The sequence below is a fragment of the Pseudonocardia sp. OZ21 genome, assembly GCF_059359135.1.
On the sequence record NZ_JCADBN010000003.1, the window covers coordinates 302,093 to 318,976 of the forward strand.

Genomic DNA, 16,884 nt, shown 5'->3' on the forward strand with positions numbered 1-16,884 from the left:
GTGCGTCAGGGCTTGCGGGCGTAGAGGCGCAGGTTGCGGATGTCGTAGGTGAACAGCTCCTCCACCACGAAGAACTCCGCGACGGCCGCACGCAACGACTCCGCGTCGAACAGCGTGTGGTGGGCGTTCCAGATCCACAGCGGCACCCCCCGCGCGTCCACGCCCTGGTGCGCCTCCCGCTCGGAGTGGCCACCGAGGATCCAGTAGTTCGCCTCCGCGGTGTCGATCGTGCCCTCCACCCACTGCGTGGCGACGAACCGTGCGTCCGGGACCCCGATGTCGATCTCCGCGCCGGTGCGCAGCACGCGGGCCCATTCCCGCAGCGTCTCCCGGACGAGTTCGTAGCTCTGGTGCTCGAGCACGTGGTTGGCCCGCAGCGCGTCGAGCGAACCCGAGGCGAACGGGAGCCGGTCGATCGCGCACCGGACCTCGATGTCGGGCAGCGCGAGCACGTCGACGTGCAGGTCGTAGTCGGGATGCGGCTTCTCCCCGGCGCCGATCTCCAGTCTCATGCGGTCGGCGGGGTGAGCTTCTTGAGGACCTTCGCCGGACGCCCTGCCACCACCGTGTAGGGCTCCACGTCCTCGCGCACCAGCGACCCGCCCGCGACGACGGCGTGCTCGCCGATCGTCACGGGGCCGAACACGGTGACCCCGCTGGCGAGCCAGACGCCGTCGCCGATCACCACGTCGCGACCGGACCGGGGGAAGGCGAGCTGGCGGTCGCGCCCGAACTGGTTGATGTCGTGGGTGCCGGTGAGCACCGAGACGTCGTGACCGAAGAACGCGTACTCGCCGATGGTGATCGTGCCGCCGGACATGTTGAACAGTGCGTTGTTGACCACGGCGGTGTCCGGAATGCGCAGGCGCGAGCGATCACCGTGCCAGCGATAGGAGTACAGCGCGTCGAGCTTCAGTTCCTGGACCTGTCGGGCCACCTGTTCCGCGACCAGCGCATCGAGCGGACCGCGCAGGGCGCGGGTGATCAGGCGGTCAAGCAGTCGCATGCGGTTTGCCCTCCGGCATCCTTGTCGGTGCCGGAATGGTGGCATACCGGTGCACCGGACAGCAGCAGCTCCAGCCTCCTGGCGAGTGCGCCGATCCCGAAGTGGGTGCGGGCGATCGCCTCGTTGTGGTCGAGCAGCGACGGGTCCGGGTCCGCGAGCCACTCCCGTAGCGGCTCGGGGTCGGCGGCAGGGAACCACCGGAACCCGAACGCGGCGAGCTCGCGCGCCACCGGGAAGTCGCCGACCGCGATCGGCTTGCGGTGCAGCGCCGACTCGATCAGCGGCAGCCCGAACCCCTCCCAGGACGACGGGAACACCACCGCGTCGCACGCCGCGTAGGCCGCCGCCATGTCGGTGCCCTCCGGGAGCCTGCGCCGCACCGGAACACGAGCATCCTGCAGGAGCCGGTCGAGCTCGGCCGCGTAGCCGTCCTCGGCCGGACCGGTGAGCCAGAACGTGCCGCCGAGCGCCTCGGCGAGCGCCAGCCCCACGTCGACGTTCTTCCGGGCGATCGCGCGGGTGGGCTGCAGCAGGAGGGGCCCCTCGGGGACGTCGAGCAGGGCACGCAGACCGTCGCGCTCCTGGGGACGCGGCGTCTCGTCGAAGCCGTGGTAGACGGTGGTGGCGCGGATGCCGCGCCGGGCCGCGAGCGACTGCCGCGCCATCTCGTTGACGGTGACGTGGTGCCACGACGGGTCGTCCGGCGGCCAGGTCGTGACCCCGGCGTACTGCTCCCGCTCCCACGGCAGGTCGTGGTGGCGCAGCACTGCGGGGCGGCCGCGCAGGCACTCGGCCACCGCCTCACCGGCTGCCCGGTTCATCGGCAGCGAGCACACGTTGTCGGCGACGACCACGTCGATGTCTGCCAACGCCGCGTCCAGCAGTCGCCGCTGCGGCGGCTGCGCGGAGTCCAGCGCGAGGCCCGGCACGAGCGCGTCGGGGCGTCCGTCGCCGGCGACCAGGCGCACCCGCATCCCCAGCCGCCGGAAGGCGGTGGCCCACTGCGCCGCCGTGACCGACACGCCGTCGGCCATCCCGAGGCGGTAGGAGACGATCGCCACCCGCTGCCCGAAGAGGTTCGACATCCGCGCATCGTCCCTGGGTCGCATCACCACAGCATGACCTGTGGGTTGCGGCGGCGTGCTGCCGATCTTCAGATTCTCGGCAGCCGCCCCATCAGGAAGAACTCGGGGTTCGGTCGCAGCGCTGTCAGATGGGCCAGCCGGTTGGACATCGCGAACAGCGCGGTGATGGCCCCGACGTCCCAGATCTCGTCCTCGGAGAGTCCTGCGATGCGGGCGTCGTCGAGCTCGGCGTCGGTGAGCGAGGCGGAGTCGGTGGCGACCAGCAGCGCCAGATCGACGATCGCGCGCTCCCGCGGGCTCAGCTCGACCCCCCACGGGTTCGTCGCCACCCGGTCGGCGATCTCGGCGTCCTTCGCCCGGACCCGGAGGATCGCACCGTGGGCGACCACGCAGTAGGTGCAGTTGTTGGCGCCGGACGTCGCCACCACCACCAGCTCACGCTCGGCCCTGCTCAGCCCGACATCGGAGTCCATCAGGGCATCGTGGTAGTCCAGGAACGCCCGCAGCTCGGCCGGTCTGCGGGCGAGAGCCCGGAACACGTTCGGGACGAACCCGGACTTCTCGGTGATCTTCTCGATCCGCTTACGCAGATCGTCCGGCATGTCTTCCAGCTCGACATGGCCGAACCGGCTCACGGGGTGCGGCGCAGCACTCATAGCCCTCGACGGTAGCCCTCGGACGCGACACGATGCGCTCATGGACGTGCCCGAGGAGATCCGCAGCCGGTTGTCCCAGTGGTGCGCTGAGGTCGTCCCCGATGCCGAGCGCGAGCAACAGCGGCTCGGCTACACGATCCAGGGCGACGAGGTCACGATCCTCGACCGCAGACCGCCTGCCTACCCCGAGCTCGAGGTGGAGTGGTCGGCCACCCCGGTGGCGCTGCTGCGGCTCGAGGACGACGGCGGGTGGGTGCTCTACCGGGCGGTGGCAGACGGTGGCTGGCAGCACGAGACGGCAGGCCCCGACCCGATCGCGCTCCTGGAACAGGTGCGCGACTGAGCGTCCGGCACCGGGCGGTTCAGGCCCCGGCCTGACCGGCCCGGGCCGTCTTGCGGCTGCTGCCCAGCGACACCACCCGCGCACCACCGGTCGGCCGACCGCGGATCACCAGCGCCGACGCCCGCCGCAGCACGCTCGACAAGGTGGGGGTGTCGGTGTCGCTCTGCGACTCGTCGGTGGCGACCACCGCGAACATCCGCGGGGCCACGGCGGTGAGCAGGAGCCGCTCGACCCCGAGCCCGCCCGCCCCGAGCACCAGCACGACGTCGGCGCTGTCTGCCGGTGGGACCGCCGAGAGGAGCGCATCCACCGGCAGGAACACGACGAGGCCGAGCGTCGCCGGATCGGTCTGGGCCAGCGTGGTCCAGGCGTGGGCGAGCTGCGGCGCGTCCGCACCCAACCGTTGCAGCAGCCCGACCTGGAGGTTCTCGTCGCGCACGTCGCGGCGGGCCGCCGCGAGCGCGTCGACGGCCGCGGCGTACCCGGCCGCGTCGCGCTGCCGCAGCGCGGCGGCGGCGAGCTCGTACTCGGGTGCCGGGACCGCGCCGGCGCGCGCAGCCACGTCGTCGGCCATGGCGTCGAGCCTGCGGCCGGCCACGATGGCCGAGCCGTGGTCGGCGTACTCGAGGATGGCGCCGGCGATCTCCTCGGCCGACTCCACGTTCGGCACGGACAGCGGCGAGTTGGGCGCGAGGAACAGCACGTCGTGGCGGAGCGCCCCCACCGAGCGGGCCGCTGCGGCGACCTTCACCAGGCCGTCGGCCAGCTCGACCAGCTCACCCTCACCGCGGGGCAGGGGAAGGCCGAGCTCCGCGCAGCCCGCGGCGATGCGGTTGCGCCGTTCGCCGAGCTCGAGATGCTCGATCACGCGGTGGACGTCGTCGGCCGTCTCCGGCGTCCGGGGCCCGACCCGGGCCAGCGCCAGCAGCGGCCGCACCTCCCGCTGCACGGTGTTGCGGAAGTAGCCGCCCCGGGCCCGCCCTCCGGACTCGAGGTGCTCGCGGTAGCGGCGCAGGATGTCGAACGCGTCGGGTGGCGTCGGCTCCGACATCGTGACGGGCGGCAGGTGGCGCGTCCGGTCCAGGACCGTGACCACCTGCGCGGTGTCCTCCAGCATCCGGTCGAAGATCGCGCGGTGGTGGCCGTAGATCAGGTTCGACAGCAGCGTCCACGCCCACGGGTGCTCCCAGCGCGCGGGCAGGGCCCCGAGTGAACGGTTCACGCACCGGGCGACCGAGGTGACGGCGCTGCGGCGCTCGGGGTCGAGGTCCGACAGGAGCGTGGGAACCATCCACGTACCGTCGCCCGTGCCGACCGTGTCGTCGGCCTGGGCGCACAGGTGGGCGACCTCGTCCGGCGAGGGCAGCATCCCGTCCGCAGGAAGCTCCTGGCCGGCCCGGGCGCGTCGTTCCGGCGTGGAGGTGGCGAGGAGCCTGCGCAGCTCACGCAGCTCCGCCGGGGTGAGCGACGGGAGTGCGTCGAGGGCCCGGGACACCGTGTCGGCCGGCAGGGCGCCGCGCACCGCGGAGAGCTCCGCCGGATCGGTGGCGGTGACGACGATGCGCCGGCCGTCGGCCAGCAGGGCTGCCACCGCACGGGCCACCGCGGCCGCGTCGAAGTCCTCGAGGAGCACGAGGGTGTTGTCCCGCATCGCCGAGACGATCGAGCGAGGGTCCTCGGCCGGGCGGCGCGGCGGCGGTGGCAGCTCGGCCACCGACGCGGCCAACGCCTCGGCCAGCCTGCGCAGCCCTGGCGGCGGCGCGCCCGCGGCGATCACGCGGCGGATCTGCGCCTGAGCCGACGTGGTGGCTCGGTCCGACCCCGCGGCGGCCAGGCGGTCGACGAAGACGGCGAGATCGGCGTCGTCCTCGCCGTTCTGGTTCGCCGGTCCGACATCCAGCACGTGGTCACCTCCGACTGCCGCCGCCGAACGGCGACGGTCATCACTCGTATCGCGGGTGCCGTCAGGATGTTGCACCTGGGACAGGGGATGCGGCAATCGGCGGGCGACCGAACGGTCCATGTTCAGCGATGTCCGGTCACTCTGTCGAGTGGATAACGAGGCACGTCCCAAAGGTCAGACCTCAGGAGGGACGACCCGGCGAGAACCATCCCGGAACAACGGGCGAGCGGTCGGAATCCGTCGCCGGGCGGCGACCGTTCCCCCCGTCACGCACCGGCCGTCGTGGTGACCAGCTCAGGGCGACGATCCGAGTCCTCGTCGGCGTGGTAGTCCTCCGGAGCGGTGCTGTCCTCGCCCTCCGCCACGCCGGCAGCGCGCAGGCCGACCGTGACCACCGCCGACACCAGCAGGTTCACCACCAGAGCGACGAACCCGACGTAGATCTGGACCGGCGAGCCGGCGAACGGGTGCCAGCCGAGGACCGTCAGCCGGTCGAGGGCGAGTGCCGAGCCGCCGAAGTGGGCACTGCCCGTCGCCGGGTTCGGGATGATCCACAGCAGGTACAGGGCGTAGCTCATCCCGGCCACCCACCCGGCCACCAGCGCCCAGCGGTGCAGCCAGCGCGTGTAGAGCGCGATCGCGACGGCCGGCAGGGTCTGGATGATGATCACGCCGCCGATGAGCTGCAGGTCGACGGAGAACTGCGGGTCGATGAGCACGATGCACAGCACGGCACCGACCTTGACCAGCAGCGAGGCGAGCTTGGCCTGCTTGGCCTCCTGCACCGGGGTGGCGTCGGGCCGCAGGTACTCCTTGTAGATGTTGCGCGTCCAGAGGTTCGCGGCGGCGATGGACATGATCGCCGCAGGGACCAGGGCGCCGATGCCGATCGCGGCGAACGCGATCCCGGCGAACAGGGAGCCGAACTGGTCGGCGAAGAGCATCGGGATGATCGTGTTGGTGTCCGGCCGGCCCGTGGCGTTGTTCGTGATCGGCTGCACGTGGGCGGCGATCGCGACGTAGCCGAGCAGCAGGAGCAGACCCAGCAGGAACGAGTACGCGGGCAGGGCCACCATGTTGCGCCGCACCACGTCACGCCGGCGCGAGGCCAGCACGCCCGTGAGCGCATGCGGGTAGAGGAACAGCGCCAGCGCCGACCCGAACGCCAGGGTGATGTACTGCAGTTGGTTGTTGCCGCCCAGCAGCACCCCGTCGGTCGGCGACGGGCTCGCGGCGAACTTCGCGTCCGCCGCTCCGAAGATCGACGACCAGCCGCCGAGCCGGATCGGCAGGTAGACCACGGCCACCAGCACGACGATGTAGATCAGGATGTCCTTGACGAACGCGATCAGCGCCGGTGCCCGCAGCCCCGACTGGTACGTGTAGGCGGCGAGCACCAGGAACGCGATCAGCAGCGGCAGGTGTCCGAGAAGCCCGGCACCGTTGAGACCCATCGTGCGCAGCACGGCCTCGAGCCCGGCCAGCTGCAGCGCGATGTAGGGCATCGTGGCGACGAGCCCGGTGATCGCCACCAGCAGCGCCAGCGTGGGGCTGCCGTAGCGACCACGCACGAAGTCGGCGGGGGTGACGTACCCGTGCACCCGCGACACCGACCACATCCGCAGCAGCGGCAGGAACACCAGCGGGTAGGCGACCACGGCGTACGGCAGCGCGAAGAAGCCCGTCGCACCGGCGCCGAACAACAACGCCGGCACGGCGACGAACGTGTAGGCGGTGTAGAGGTCACCGCCGATCAGGAACCACGTGACCCAGGAGCCGAACCGGCGCCCGCCGAGGCCCCACTCCTCGAGGTTGTCGAGCGAGGGAGCCGCTCGCCAGCGGGCCGCCAGGAACCCGAGCGCGGACACACCGAGGAACAGCACCGTGAAGACGACGAGCTCGGGAACGCGGATCATCGGGCGGCACCGGCGTCGAGGACGTCGACGTCATCGGGCCCGGCGGGAACCCTCGGGCCCCGCTCGCCGCGGGTGCGCACGTGGACGAGCGCCACGACGGCGACGCTGAAGGGCACCCAGACGAGCTGTACCCAGTAGAAGAACGGCATCCCGAAGAGCCGGGGTTCGGCGATGTTGATCCACGGCGTGACGAGAATCAGGAACGGGACGAGCAGGAGCAGATTCCACGCATTCCAGCGCAATTCGCCCGAACCGTTCACGCGATCAACAGAACTCGGCATTCGTCCCCCCGGATCAGAAAACTCACGTGATCCTAGGGAGGCCGGAACCGGCCGGCCGCATGGCAATGGTCACACCATGCGGCCTGCCGGATCGGTCACATGCCGAGGCGCAGCTTCAATGCCTCCAGCTCATCGCGCAGCGACGTGGGCAGCTTGTCGCCGACCACCTCGAACCACTCCTCGATCAGCGGGATCTCGGCCTTCCACTCCTCGGGGTCGACGGCCAGCGCCGCCTCGATGTCGGCCAGCGGCGCGTCGAGGCCATCGAGGTCCAGCTGGTCGGCGGTGGGGACGTAGCCGACGGCCGTCTCGGTGGCCGCGGCCGTGCCCTCGATCCGCTCGATCGCCCACTTCAGCACGCGGGAGTTCTCGCCGAAGCCGGGCCACAGGAACTGGCCGTCCTCACCGCGGCGGAACCAGTTGACGTAGAAGATCCGCGGCAGCTTGTCGGCGTCGGCGTTCTTGCCCAGGTTCACCCAGTGCTGGAAGTAGGAGCCGACGTTGTAACCGAGGAACGGCAGCATGGCCATCGGGTCGCGGCGGACCTGCCCGAGACCACCCTTGGCGGCGGCGGTCTTCTCACTCGACATCGTCGCGCCCATGAAGGTGCCGTGCTGCCAGTCGCGGGCCTCCGTGACCAGCGGCACCGTGGTCTTGCGCCGTCCACCGAACAGGATCGCCGAAATCGGCACACCCTGCGGGTCCTCCCATTCCGGCGCTACAACGGGGCACTGGGAGATCGGCGTGGTGTAGCGCGAGTTCGGGTGCGCGGACGGCTTGTCGGAATCGGGCGTCCAGTCCTCACCGGTCCACGACGTCAGGTGCTGCGGGTCGCCTTCGAGGCCTTCCCACCAGACGTCACCGTCGTCGGTTCGTGCGACGTTGGTGAACAGCGAGTTCCCCTTCTCGATGGTGCGCATCGCGTTGGGGTTGGTCTTCCAGTTGGTGCCGGGCGCGACGCCGAAGAATCCGTACTCCGGGTTCACCGCGTAGAGGCGGCCGTCCTCGCCGAAACGCATCCAGGCGATGTCGTCGCCAACCGTCTCGGCCCGCCAACCGGGAACGGTCGGCTGCAGCATCGCGAGGTTCGTCTTCCCGCATGCGGACGGGAATGCCGCCGCCACGTAGTACGCCTTCTCCTCGGGGCTGATCAGCTTGAGGATCAGCATGTGCTCGGCCATCCAGCCCTCGTCGCGGGCCATCACCGAGGCGATCCGCAGCGCGTAGCACTTCTTGCCGAGCAGGGCGTTGCCGCCGTAGCCGGAGCCGAAGCTCCAGATCTCGCGGCTCTCCGGGAAGTGGGTGATGTACTTCGTGTCGTTGCAGGGCCACGGGACGTCCTGCTGCCCCGGCTCGAGCGGCGCGCCGACGGAGTGCAGCGCAGGCACGAACTTGTCGCCTGCCGGTCCGTCGAACAGCGGGAGGACCGCGCTCCCCATTCGCGTCATGATCCGCATCGAGACGACGACGTACTCGGAGTCGGTGATCTCCACGCCGAGGAAGGGCTCGTCGGCATCGAGGGGACCCATGCAGAACGGGATGACGTACATCGTCCGGCCACGCATGCACCCGCGGTACAACTCGGTCATGGTGGCCTTCATCTCGGCCGGGTCCATCCAGTTGTTCGTGGGGCCCGCGTCGGCCTCGACGAGCGAACAGATGAAGGTCCGCTCCTCGACGCGCGCCACGTCGTCGGGGTCGGAGGTCGCCCAGTAGGAGTTGGGTTTCTTCCGCTCGTCCAGCTTCACGAACGTGCCCGCCTCGACGAGCCGCGTGGTCATGCGATCCCACTCGTCGTCGGATCCGTCGCACCACACGACGCGCTCGGGCGTGGTCAGTTCGGCGACCTCGCGCACCCAGGACAGCAGGCGCTCGTTCTCGGTCGGCGCTTCGTCGATCCCTGAGACGGTCATCGCTGTCATGTTTCCTCGCTTCTCGCCGGCGCCCCGGCCCCCTGGGAATGCTGCGCGCACCCGGACCGCCTGGGCCGGGTGTGCAGGTCAAAGATGAAAGTTGACGGTACCGCCGGTGTCCGGTTTCCCCCACCGCTGGCAGCTGTCGATTGACTCACAGGACCGATCATGTAATCGATTCAGAAGGCCGGAAACGCTTTCCGTCGACAATGCGTCGAAGACCGGCCCGGAAGCCTGGTACCCCTCATGACCAGTGGGTTGTCGCGACCGCACACGCGTCCCCCGGCGACCGGTGCCGCGGCAGCAGAGACAACCGCCACATTCCGTGCCACATCGGACAGCACGGACGGGTGGCGCCCGTGTGCGGACCGCAGCGCAGGCGCCGAGGCGCTCCTGCTTCCGGTGGTACCGGCTCCTGCTTCCGGTGGTCCACGCTCTACACCCCGCGTAGTGTGCCGATCACGTTCGATGCCGGAGGACACATGACCGACACCGCCCTGTACATCACCCTGCTCGCAGTGTCGATCGCACTGACGTTCTTCGTCGGGAGACTCCTCGTGACGGCGGGAGAGCCCTTCCTCCAGGAGGTCTTCCAGGACGAGAAGGTCACCCGATCGGTGAACCTGCTGCTCTCCGTGCTGTTCCACCTGATCACGCTCGGCGTGCTGGCAATCATCTCCGTCATCGACTGGGTCCCTGGCAACGGCCAGCCGTTCCAGACGCTCGTGGCACGGCTCGGGGTGGTTCTGCTCGTGCTCGGCGTGGCGTACGGCGTCTCCATGCTGGTGCTCATCCGGGTCCGGGAGCGCCGCCGGGCCGACCAGATCTCCGAGCACGTCCAGGAGCGCCTGGCCGATCGCGGCATCGGGGGCGGCGGCCAGCCGCAGGCGCAGAGCGCACCCCCGCCTGCCCCGACCGAGCCGCCGCCCGCCCGGTGACATCCGGGCAGTGACTCCCGCGGAGCCCTAGCGTGCCCTGGTCCGCAGGCTGAGCAGCACGACCACCGCCACCGCCACCACCACGCCGGCTCCGAGCAGCGCCGCGACGTCGATCCCGGACACGAACGCGGCACGTGCGGAGGCCAGCAGTACGTCACCGTCGTGGCCGGGGAGCCCGGCCGCGGTGGTCACCGCACCTCCGAGCGTCTCCTGGGCGGCGTGGGTGCCCGCGGGATCCACGTCGGTGGGCACGCGCACTCCTGACCGGTACACGGCGGTGAGGACGCTGCCGAGCACCGCGGTGCCGAGCACCGCACCGATCTCGTAGGCCGTCTCCGACACCGCCGAGGCCGATCCTGCGCGGTCCGCGGGGGCAGCGGTCAGGATCGCGTCGTTCGTGATCGTCTCCGACAGCCCGATACCCGCGCCCACCAGCACCGACGCCACCGCCAGCACCGTCACCGACGTGTCGACGGCCAGTGCGGTGCACAGCAGGAACCCGGCAGCGGCGAGCCCGAGCCCGGCCGGGACCAGCACGCGGAGCGGGAACATGCGTCCCAGGCGCGAGGCCACCAGCCCCGCCAGCATCGTCATCACGAATCCCGGCAGCAGCACGAGCCCGGCGTCCAGCGGCGAGAGCCCGAGCACGAGCAGCAGGTACTGGGCGGAGAAGAACAGCAGGCCGGTCAGGGCGAACATCGTCGTCGCGTTGGCGAGCGCGGACACCCGCAGCACCGCCGACGCGAAGAGCGAGACGTCGAGCAGCGGCTCCTCGCCGGCCGCCAGCCGGGCCCTGGCCCGGCGCACGAACAGCACGCCCGAGCCCGCTCCCACCGCCAGTGCGAGCAGCACCGTCGCGCTGATGCCCTCGTCGGCCACGAGGGTGATCGCCAGCACGGTGGGCACCATCGTCAGCAGCGACAGCGCCACACCGACCAGGTCGAGCCGTCCGGGGGCGAAGGTCCTGGACTCGGGCAGGATCAGGCCGGCCAGCAGGAGCAGCAGCAGCATCGCCGGCACGTTGACGAGGAACACCGCGCCCCACCAGAAGTGCTGGAGCAGCACGCCGCCCAGGATCGGGCCGAGCGCGGCACCCGCGGCGAAGCCGGTGGCCCAGATCGCGACGGCGAGCCGGCGTTGCGCCCGGTCGGTGAACAGCGTGCGCAGCAGGGCGAGCGCGGCGGGCATCAGCATGGCGCCGAAGAACCCGAGCAGGGCGCGCGCACCCACGAGGTACAGGGCGTCGGTCGCGAAGGCGGCCACGGCGGACACGGCACCGAACCCGGCGACGCCGATCATCAGCGTCCTGCGGTGCCCGATGCGGTCCCCGAGCGTCCCCATCGTGACGAGCAGGCCCGCGAGCACCAGCGGGTAGATGTCGACCATCCACAGCAACTGCGGTGCGGACGGTGTGAGTGCGGCGCTGATCGCGGGCACGGCGAAGCCGAGCACGGTGTTGTCGAGGGCGACCAGCACCGTCGGAAGGAACAGCACAGCCAGCCCGATCCACGCGCGATGGTCGGCACGGGTCGGGGCGAGCGGAAGGCGGGCAGGGGCAACAGCGGTCATGACGTCCTCGGAGAGCGCCGCCCGTCATGGGCAGGTAGTGATCGGGGAGATGCGCGTTAATATACCGTCTAGACGGTACAGTTCCGCTGGTTGTTCCCCCTTGGCGCCCGACGTGGCCGAGCACACTCGGCCTCTACACTCGGTCGATGGCGAGCGCCCGGGACCGCGTGCTGGACGCGTACGAGACGCTGTTGATCGAGCACGGCGCCGGTGCCGTCACCCTCGACGCCGTCGCAGCGGCCGCCACCGTGTCCAAGGGCGGCCTGCTGTACCACTTCGCGTCGAAGGACGCCCTCGCCGCAGGGCTGCTCGACCGGCTCCGGGAGCGCAGCGCCGCCGACGCCGACGCCATCCGCAGCGCACCCGACGGGCCCGTTGCCTACTACCTGCGCACGTCAGCGCCCGGCGGTGGCGTACCGGGCGGCGTGACCCGTACCTACCTCGCCGTGCTGCGGCTCGCCGACGGCACGGCGGCGGGCCAGGCCGTGCGCGATGCACTCGCCGTGGTGGACGCCGACGGTTTCGCCGCCCTGCGCGAGGAGCTCGCCGACCCGGTGCTCGCCTGGCTGGCCCAGCTCGTCGGCGACGGGCTCTACCTGCGCACCCTCACCGGCACCCCGTTGCCCCCCGGCCTCGACGTGGAGGACCTGCTGGAGCGGATGCGCCGCTTCCTCCTCGCCGACACCGACTGAGCCCGCGGGGGATCGGTCAGGGACTCGGGAGCACCGCCGGGCGCGACCGGTGCGTCAGCGGGCGGCGGTGCTGGCCGACCGCGCGATCACGGGCAACGGGATCGGCAGCCGGTGCACGGCCACGTTCCAGAACCGTGACTCCGGCTCACCCGCACGCCAGGCGTCGGCGAGCCGCGTGGCGGCCTCGGAATCCATCCGCCGCCGCGGCCGCGGCCGCATGTGGCACCGCCTGCGCACTTCGGCGTCCAGCGCCCGCCAGGCGTCGTCGGCCGTGGTGTGCACGCTCACCGTCGGTGGGCCTGCCGCATCCCCGACGAGCAACGTGTACACGCTCACCACCTCGAACGACACCTTCGGCCCCTCTCCCGTCAACGACCCGGCGACGACCTCGGCGCACCTTGTAGTCAACGGCACCGAGCGCCGGGAGGTTCGCAACGCCACACTGCGGAGCGCCATCCGGTCGCCGGTCACGGCCGGACGGCGCTCGCGTCAGCGGCCCAGCGACACCGAGGACATGTTGAACTCCGGCACCCGCACCGGCGGCATCGCCACCCGCGTGAACCAGTCCTTCCACTCCCGCGGCAGGGTCTGTTCCGTGGCCCCGACCTCGGTCGTGCGGCGCAGCACGTCGAGCGGCGAGTAGTTGAACCGGAAGTTGTGGTCGACCTCACCCACCACCTCACCGCCCTCCACCAGGTACACCCCGTCCCGGGTGAGCCCGGTGAGCAGCAGCGTGGTCGGGTCGACCTCGCGGATGTACCAGAGACAGGTGAGCAGCACGCCGCGCTCGGTGCGCGCCACCATGTCGGTGATCGAGGCCTGCGACCCCCCGGTGAGCACCAGGTTGTGCCCGGACGGGGTGAACGTGGTGCCGAACTCGGCCGCCTCGGCACGCGAGTACACCAGTTCGCCGAGCACACCCCGGTCGACCCACTCCGCGCGGCGGGTGGGCGCGCCGTTGTCGAAGACGCTGACCCCGTCGCCGGAGCGGGTTGTGGTGACGAACGGTCCGTACTCCAGCCCGGGCGCCGCAGGGTCGCTGGCCATGGTGAGCGGCAGGTCGGTCAGACGCTCACCGACGCGCAGACCGTCCGGGCCCGCAAGTGCGCTGCGGCCCTCCTGCGCCGGCCTGCCCTCCATCGACCAGGCCAGGTAGATCAGGAGGTCGGACACCGCGGACGGCGGCAACAGCGTCTCGTACCGGCCCGCGGGCAGGCTGACCCGCCGCTTCCCCCACTCCAGCCGCCGTGCCGCCTCCGCGGCCAGCGCGACCACGTCGACGTCGCGGAAGTCGGCCGTGGACACGCCGGTCCAGGCCGACCCTGCGAGGTCCGGTGTCTTCGCGTTGAGCTCGACCGACCCCGTGGGCTGCACCCAGCGGCGCCGCACCCCGGTGGACGAGCCGAGCCAGACCGTGGTGATCTCGTGGCTGGCGAACCCGTACTGCCGGTGGGGCCCGGCCAGCACCTCGGACAGGCCCTCGGCGAACGACCCGAACACCCCGATCGACGTCTCGGCCCCCGGATCGCCCCAGCCGGGGTCGTCGCCGTCCGGTTCGACCAGTGGCATCGCGTCGCGTGCCGGCCCGGCGTCACGCGCTGCCGCCTCGGCCGCGCGAACCAGGTCCTCGAGCTGCCCGACGTGGGTGACCGCGGCGCTGGAGCTCACCACACCGGCCGCGGTGCCGCCCTCGACCACGACGAACGCGATCACCGTGACCCGGCCGGACGTGGTGTGCCCGTTGGTGGTCATGGTGGAGTTGGCCCACCGCAGGACGGCCTCGCTGGTCTCGTGGACCAGCACGGCACAGCCGTGCAGATGGGACCCCGCGACCAGCGTCCGCTCCACGACCTCCTGCGGAGCGAGCACCGCTGCCGGGGCACCGCTTCGCCTCGTCGAGGTCACTGGCCCTCCTCCTGCGTGTTGAGCACGTTGATGCCACGGAACCGGGCCGACGGGCAGCCGTGGCTGACCGGGGCAGCCTGCCCCGGCTGAGCCTTGCCGCAGTTCATGGCGCCGTGGAGCAGCCAGGTGGAACGACCACCGACCGCGTCGAGCGAACCCCAGAAGTCGGTGGTGGTGGCCTGGTAGGCGACGTCGCGCAGCTGGCCGGCGAGCTTGCCGTCCTCGATGCGGTAGAAGCGCTGGCCCGTGAACTGGAAGTTGTAGCGCTGCATGTCGATCGACCACGACTTGTCGCCGACGACATAGATGCCCCGGTCGACCCCGGCGATGAGCTCGTCGGTGCTGGTGTCACGTACCGGGTCGGGCTGCAGCGACACGTTGGCCATCCGCTGGATCGGCACGTGGTGGGGCGAGTCGGCGAACGCACAGCCGTTGGAACGTTCCAGCCCCAGCCGGGGCGCGAACGTCCGATCGAGCTGGTAACCGACCAGCACGCCGTCGCGCACCAGGTCCCACTCGCCCGTGGCGACCCCGTCGTCGTCGAAGCCGACGGTGGCCAGCCCGTGCGGCACGGTCCGGTCGCCGGTGACGTGCATGTACTCCGAGCCGTACCGCAGCGTGCCGAGCAGGTCGGGGGTGGCGAAGCTGGTGCCGGCGTAGGCGGCCTCGTAGCCGATCGCCCTGTCGTACTCCGTGGCGTGCCCGACGGACTCGTGGATCGTGAGCCACAGGTTCGTCGGGTCGATCACGAGGTCGTAGGTGCCCGCCCGCACCGACGGCGCCTTCGTCTTCTCCGCGAGCAGCTCCGGGATCAGGGCGAGCTCGCCGTCCCAGTCCCAGCCGTCGCCGGTGAGGTACTCCCAGCCTCGGCCCGCGGGCGCGGCGAGGGAGCTCATCGTCTCGAAGCCGCCCGCGGCACGGTCGACGGCGGTGGCCGTGACCGTCGGGTCGATCCGGACGCGCTGCTGAGTGGTGGTGGTGCCCGCCGAGTCGGCGTAGAACTTGTTCTCCCGCACGACCGCGACCCCGGCCTGGACGTGGTCGACGCCGTCCGAGGCGAGCAGCCGCTGCGACCAGTCGGTGAGCAGCTCCACCTTCTCCCGCGTGGGGACGGTGAACGGGTCGACCGTGTACTCCGAGACCCACACGGCATCGGCGTAGACCGGCTCCGCGGCCCGCTCGACGCGCTCGATCGCCACCGGCGCGAGGGTGCGGGCCACGGCCACCGCGCGCTCCGCCGTGGCCGCCGCCCTGTCCGGGGTGAGCTCGACATGGGATGCGAAGCCCCACACCCCGTCGACGATCACCCGCACCGCGAGGCCCACGGTGGTGCTGTCGGCGACACCCGTGACGGTGCCGTCGCGCAGGTCGATCGACTGCGACACGATCCGCTCGACCCGCAGGTCGGTGTGCTGCGCCCCCAGCTCGCGCCCCCGGGCGAGGGCGGCGTCGGCCAGAGCGGCCAGCGGCAGAGCCCGGAACTCCGGGTCGATCCGATCTACGGCCATCCCCGCAACCTACTGGCCCGCAGCTCGGTGCCGGCGCGCCGACCTCACGGCTCGTACCCCGCCTCGGCCCCGCCGCGCAGGCCGTCGGTGATTCCGGTGCCGGCCCCGGCGGGCGGCTCCACGACCGTCTGCCGCACCGTCCCGTCCGGGCCGATCCGCAGGATCTGGTCGGCGAACCCGTCGCCGTCGAGGTCGGTGAGCAGGACGAGGTCGACGCCGTCGCAGGTGACCGTCGTGTCGGCGCGGCCGTCGCCGTCGGTGTCGAAGCCACCGGACACGTCGAACCCACCGGGAACGTCGGGGGGCGCGTCGTCGTCCGGCACGAGCCCCGGATGGCGCCCCGGCGGTGGCCCGGGCAGCGGCAGCTCAGGCACCGGACACCTGCCCGGTGCGCTCGGGGGCCAGCAGGGCCAGCTCGGCATCGACCTCCGCACGGCGGCGCAGCACCGCGGCGTCCAGGGTCGCCACCGCCGCCCGCTCCAGCTCGACCAGCCGGCGTCCGAGGTCGGCGTCGACGGCCCGGGTGGCCGCGGCGAGCACCTGTTCGGTGTGCCGGTGCAGCCGCAGGCGTTCCGCCGACGCGCGGCGGGCCCGCACGGCGGCGACCACCGCCGCGACTCCGATGCCGACGGCGAGCGGGGCCAGCGCGGGCCCGGCGAGGGCAGGCAACCCGAGCAGGGGCAGCACGGCCAGCGGAAACAGGGCGAGCCTCCAGATCGCTGCGCCGTCGGCCGCCCCGGCGAGCAGCGACCACGGCCGGGCGGCCGGTGCAGGCACCGTCGCCACCAGGCCGGAAAGCCGTGGCGGCGGCAGCCGCGGCCAACCGGGATCCAGCACGAGACCGCGTTCGCCTGCGATCCTGCGCAACGCGGGCCGCAGAGCAGCCGCCCAACCGGCGTGGACCTCGACCGCGACGGCGTCGACCGCCGTGGAGAGAAGGCCGGGGAGCCGTTGCCGGCCCACCGATGGGCCGGCGTCGACGTGGTCGGCCGCCTCTCGCGCGAGCCCGGCCAGCGCCGCGTCCGCGTCGGCAGCCGCCGTGATCCGGCTCAGCGCCAGACAGCTGCGCAGCTCCACGCGGTGGCTGCCGGTCAGCAGGGCGCGCGCGGCGCGCAGCTCGGCACGGCGGGCACGAACGGCGTCGACGTAGCGATCGGGCATCCGGCCAG

17 protein-coding genes are annotated in these 16,884 nt (G+C 71.8%); 3 read left to right on the plus strand and 14 right to left on the minus strand.

The features are described from left to right. Positions 1-5: 5 nt before the first annotated feature. Genes AC5L35_RS08295 through AC5L35_RS08310 form a run of 4 tightly spaced genes read right to left on the minus strand, consistent with a single transcriptional unit; the run spans position 6 to position 2,747 of the window. Positions 6-512: a class I SAM-dependent methyltransferase gene (locus AC5L35_RS08295; RefSeq protein WP_169398031.1), complete on the minus strand. Its 507-nt coding sequence runs from the start codon at positions 510-512 to the stop codon at positions 6-8. Continuing rightward, positions 509-1,006 (minus strand): acyltransferase, encoded by a 498-nt coding sequence (locus AC5L35_RS08300; protein ID WP_495058968.1) that lies wholly within the window; start codon positions 1,004-1,006, stop codon positions 509-511. The genes AC5L35_RS08295 and AC5L35_RS08300 overlap by 4 nt, the downstream gene beginning before the upstream one ends. After that, entirely contained in the window at positions 985-2,115 is a 1,131-nt protein-coding gene (locus AC5L35_RS08305; protein WP_495058969.1) for a glycosyltransferase, read from the minus strand. Before AC5L35_RS08305 ends, AC5L35_RS08300 begins: the two co-directional genes overlap by 22 nt. A gap of 44 nt (positions 2,116-2,159) precedes the next feature. Beyond that, positions 2,160-2,747, minus strand: a complete 588-nt coding sequence (locus AC5L35_RS08310) for a peroxidase-related enzyme (protein ID WP_495058970.1) — start codon at positions 2,745-2,747, stop codon at positions 2,160-2,162. A 40-nt stretch (positions 2,748-2,787) separates the two neighbouring features. Between AC5L35_RS08310 and AC5L35_RS08315 the strand changes: the two genes are divergently transcribed. After that, complete coding sequence (locus tag AC5L35_RS08315; protein ID WP_495058971.1) at positions 2,788-3,090, plus strand: DUF3024 domain-containing protein; 303 nt, start codon at positions 2,788-2,790, stop codon at positions 3,088-3,090. A gap of 19 nt (positions 3,091-3,109) precedes the next feature. Here AC5L35_RS08315 and AC5L35_RS08320 read toward each other — a convergent pair whose 3' ends face one another. From AC5L35_RS08320 to AC5L35_RS08335, 4 genes are all read right to left on the minus strand, one after another. Next, entirely contained in the window at positions 3,110-4,993 is a 1,884-nt protein-coding gene (locus tag AC5L35_RS08320; protein ID WP_495058972.1) for a hypothetical protein, read from the minus strand. Between the two features lie 266 nt (positions 4,994-5,259). Then, on the minus strand, positions 5,260-6,909 hold the full coding sequence (gene mctP, locus AC5L35_RS08325) for a monocarboxylate uptake permease MctP (RefSeq protein WP_495058973.1): 1,650 nt from the start codon (positions 6,907-6,909) through the stop codon (positions 5,260-5,262). Next, positions 6,906-7,169: a DUF3311 domain-containing protein gene (locus tag AC5L35_RS08330; protein WP_495058974.1), complete on the minus strand. Its 264-nt coding sequence runs from the start codon at positions 7,167-7,169 to the stop codon at positions 6,906-6,908. Before AC5L35_RS08330 ends, mctP begins: the two co-directional genes overlap by 4 nt. A gap of 116 nt (positions 7,170-7,285) precedes the next feature. Continuing rightward, positions 7,286-9,112: a phosphoenolpyruvate carboxykinase (GTP) gene (locus AC5L35_RS08335; protein WP_495058975.1), complete on the minus strand. Its 1,827-nt coding sequence runs from the start codon at positions 9,110-9,112 to the stop codon at positions 7,286-7,288. Positions 9,113-9,585: 473 nt separating this feature from the next. On the opposite strand from AC5L35_RS08335, the gene AC5L35_RS08340 reads away from it, so the two are divergent. Continuing rightward, positions 9,586-10,041 carry a hypothetical protein gene (locus AC5L35_RS08340; RefSeq protein WP_495058976.1) on the plus strand — a complete coding sequence of 152 codons (456 nt, stop codon included), beginning with the start codon at positions 9,586-9,588 and terminating at the stop codon, positions 10,039-10,041. A 27-nt stretch (positions 10,042-10,068) separates the two neighbouring features. Here the strand turns inward: AC5L35_RS08340 and AC5L35_RS08345 are convergent, their stop codons facing one another. Then, positions 10,069-11,610, minus strand: coding sequence for an MFS transporter (locus tag AC5L35_RS08345; protein ID WP_495058977.1), 1,542 nt, complete (start codon positions 11,608-11,610; stop codon positions 10,069-10,071). Positions 11,611-11,756: 146 nt separating this feature from the next. On the opposite strand from AC5L35_RS08345, the gene AC5L35_RS08350 reads away from it, so the two are divergent. Beyond that, positions 11,757-12,302: a TetR/AcrR family transcriptional regulator gene (locus AC5L35_RS08350; RefSeq protein WP_495058978.1), complete on the plus strand. Its 546-nt coding sequence runs from the start codon at positions 11,757-11,759 to the stop codon at positions 12,300-12,302. Positions 12,303-12,356: 54 nt separating this feature from the next. On the opposite strand, the gene AC5L35_RS08355 is transcribed toward AC5L35_RS08350, so the two are convergent. The 5 genes from AC5L35_RS08355 to AC5L35_RS08375 are packed head-to-tail and all read right to left on the minus strand — an operon-like array spanning position 12,357 to position 16,876. Next, the gene (locus tag AC5L35_RS08355; protein WP_495058979.1) at positions 12,357-12,773 is read right to left on the minus strand and encodes a hypothetical protein; all 417 of its coding nucleotides are present in this window, start codon (positions 12,771-12,773) and stop codon (positions 12,357-12,359) included. An 18-nt stretch (positions 12,774-12,791) separates the two neighbouring features. Further along, positions 12,792-14,207 carry a metallopeptidase TldD-related protein gene (locus tag AC5L35_RS08360; protein WP_495058980.1) on the minus strand — a complete coding sequence of 472 codons (1,416 nt, stop codon included), beginning with the start codon at positions 14,205-14,207 and terminating at the stop codon, positions 12,792-12,794. Further along, positions 14,204-15,715: a TldD/PmbA family protein gene (locus tag AC5L35_RS08365; protein WP_495058981.1), complete on the minus strand. Its 1,512-nt coding sequence runs from the start codon at positions 15,713-15,715 to the stop codon at positions 14,204-14,206. Before AC5L35_RS08365 ends, AC5L35_RS08360 begins: the two co-directional genes overlap by 4 nt. 44 nt (positions 15,716-15,759) lie before the next feature. Beyond that, complete coding sequence (locus AC5L35_RS08370; protein ID WP_495058982.1) at positions 15,760-16,089, minus strand: hypothetical protein; 330 nt, start codon at positions 16,087-16,089, stop codon at positions 15,760-15,762. After that, positions 16,082-16,876: a hypothetical protein gene (locus tag AC5L35_RS08375; RefSeq protein WP_495058983.1), complete on the minus strand. Its 795-nt coding sequence runs from the start codon at positions 16,874-16,876 to the stop codon at positions 16,082-16,084. Before AC5L35_RS08375 ends, AC5L35_RS08370 begins: the two co-directional genes overlap by 8 nt. Positions 16,877-16,884: the final 8 nt, after the last annotated feature.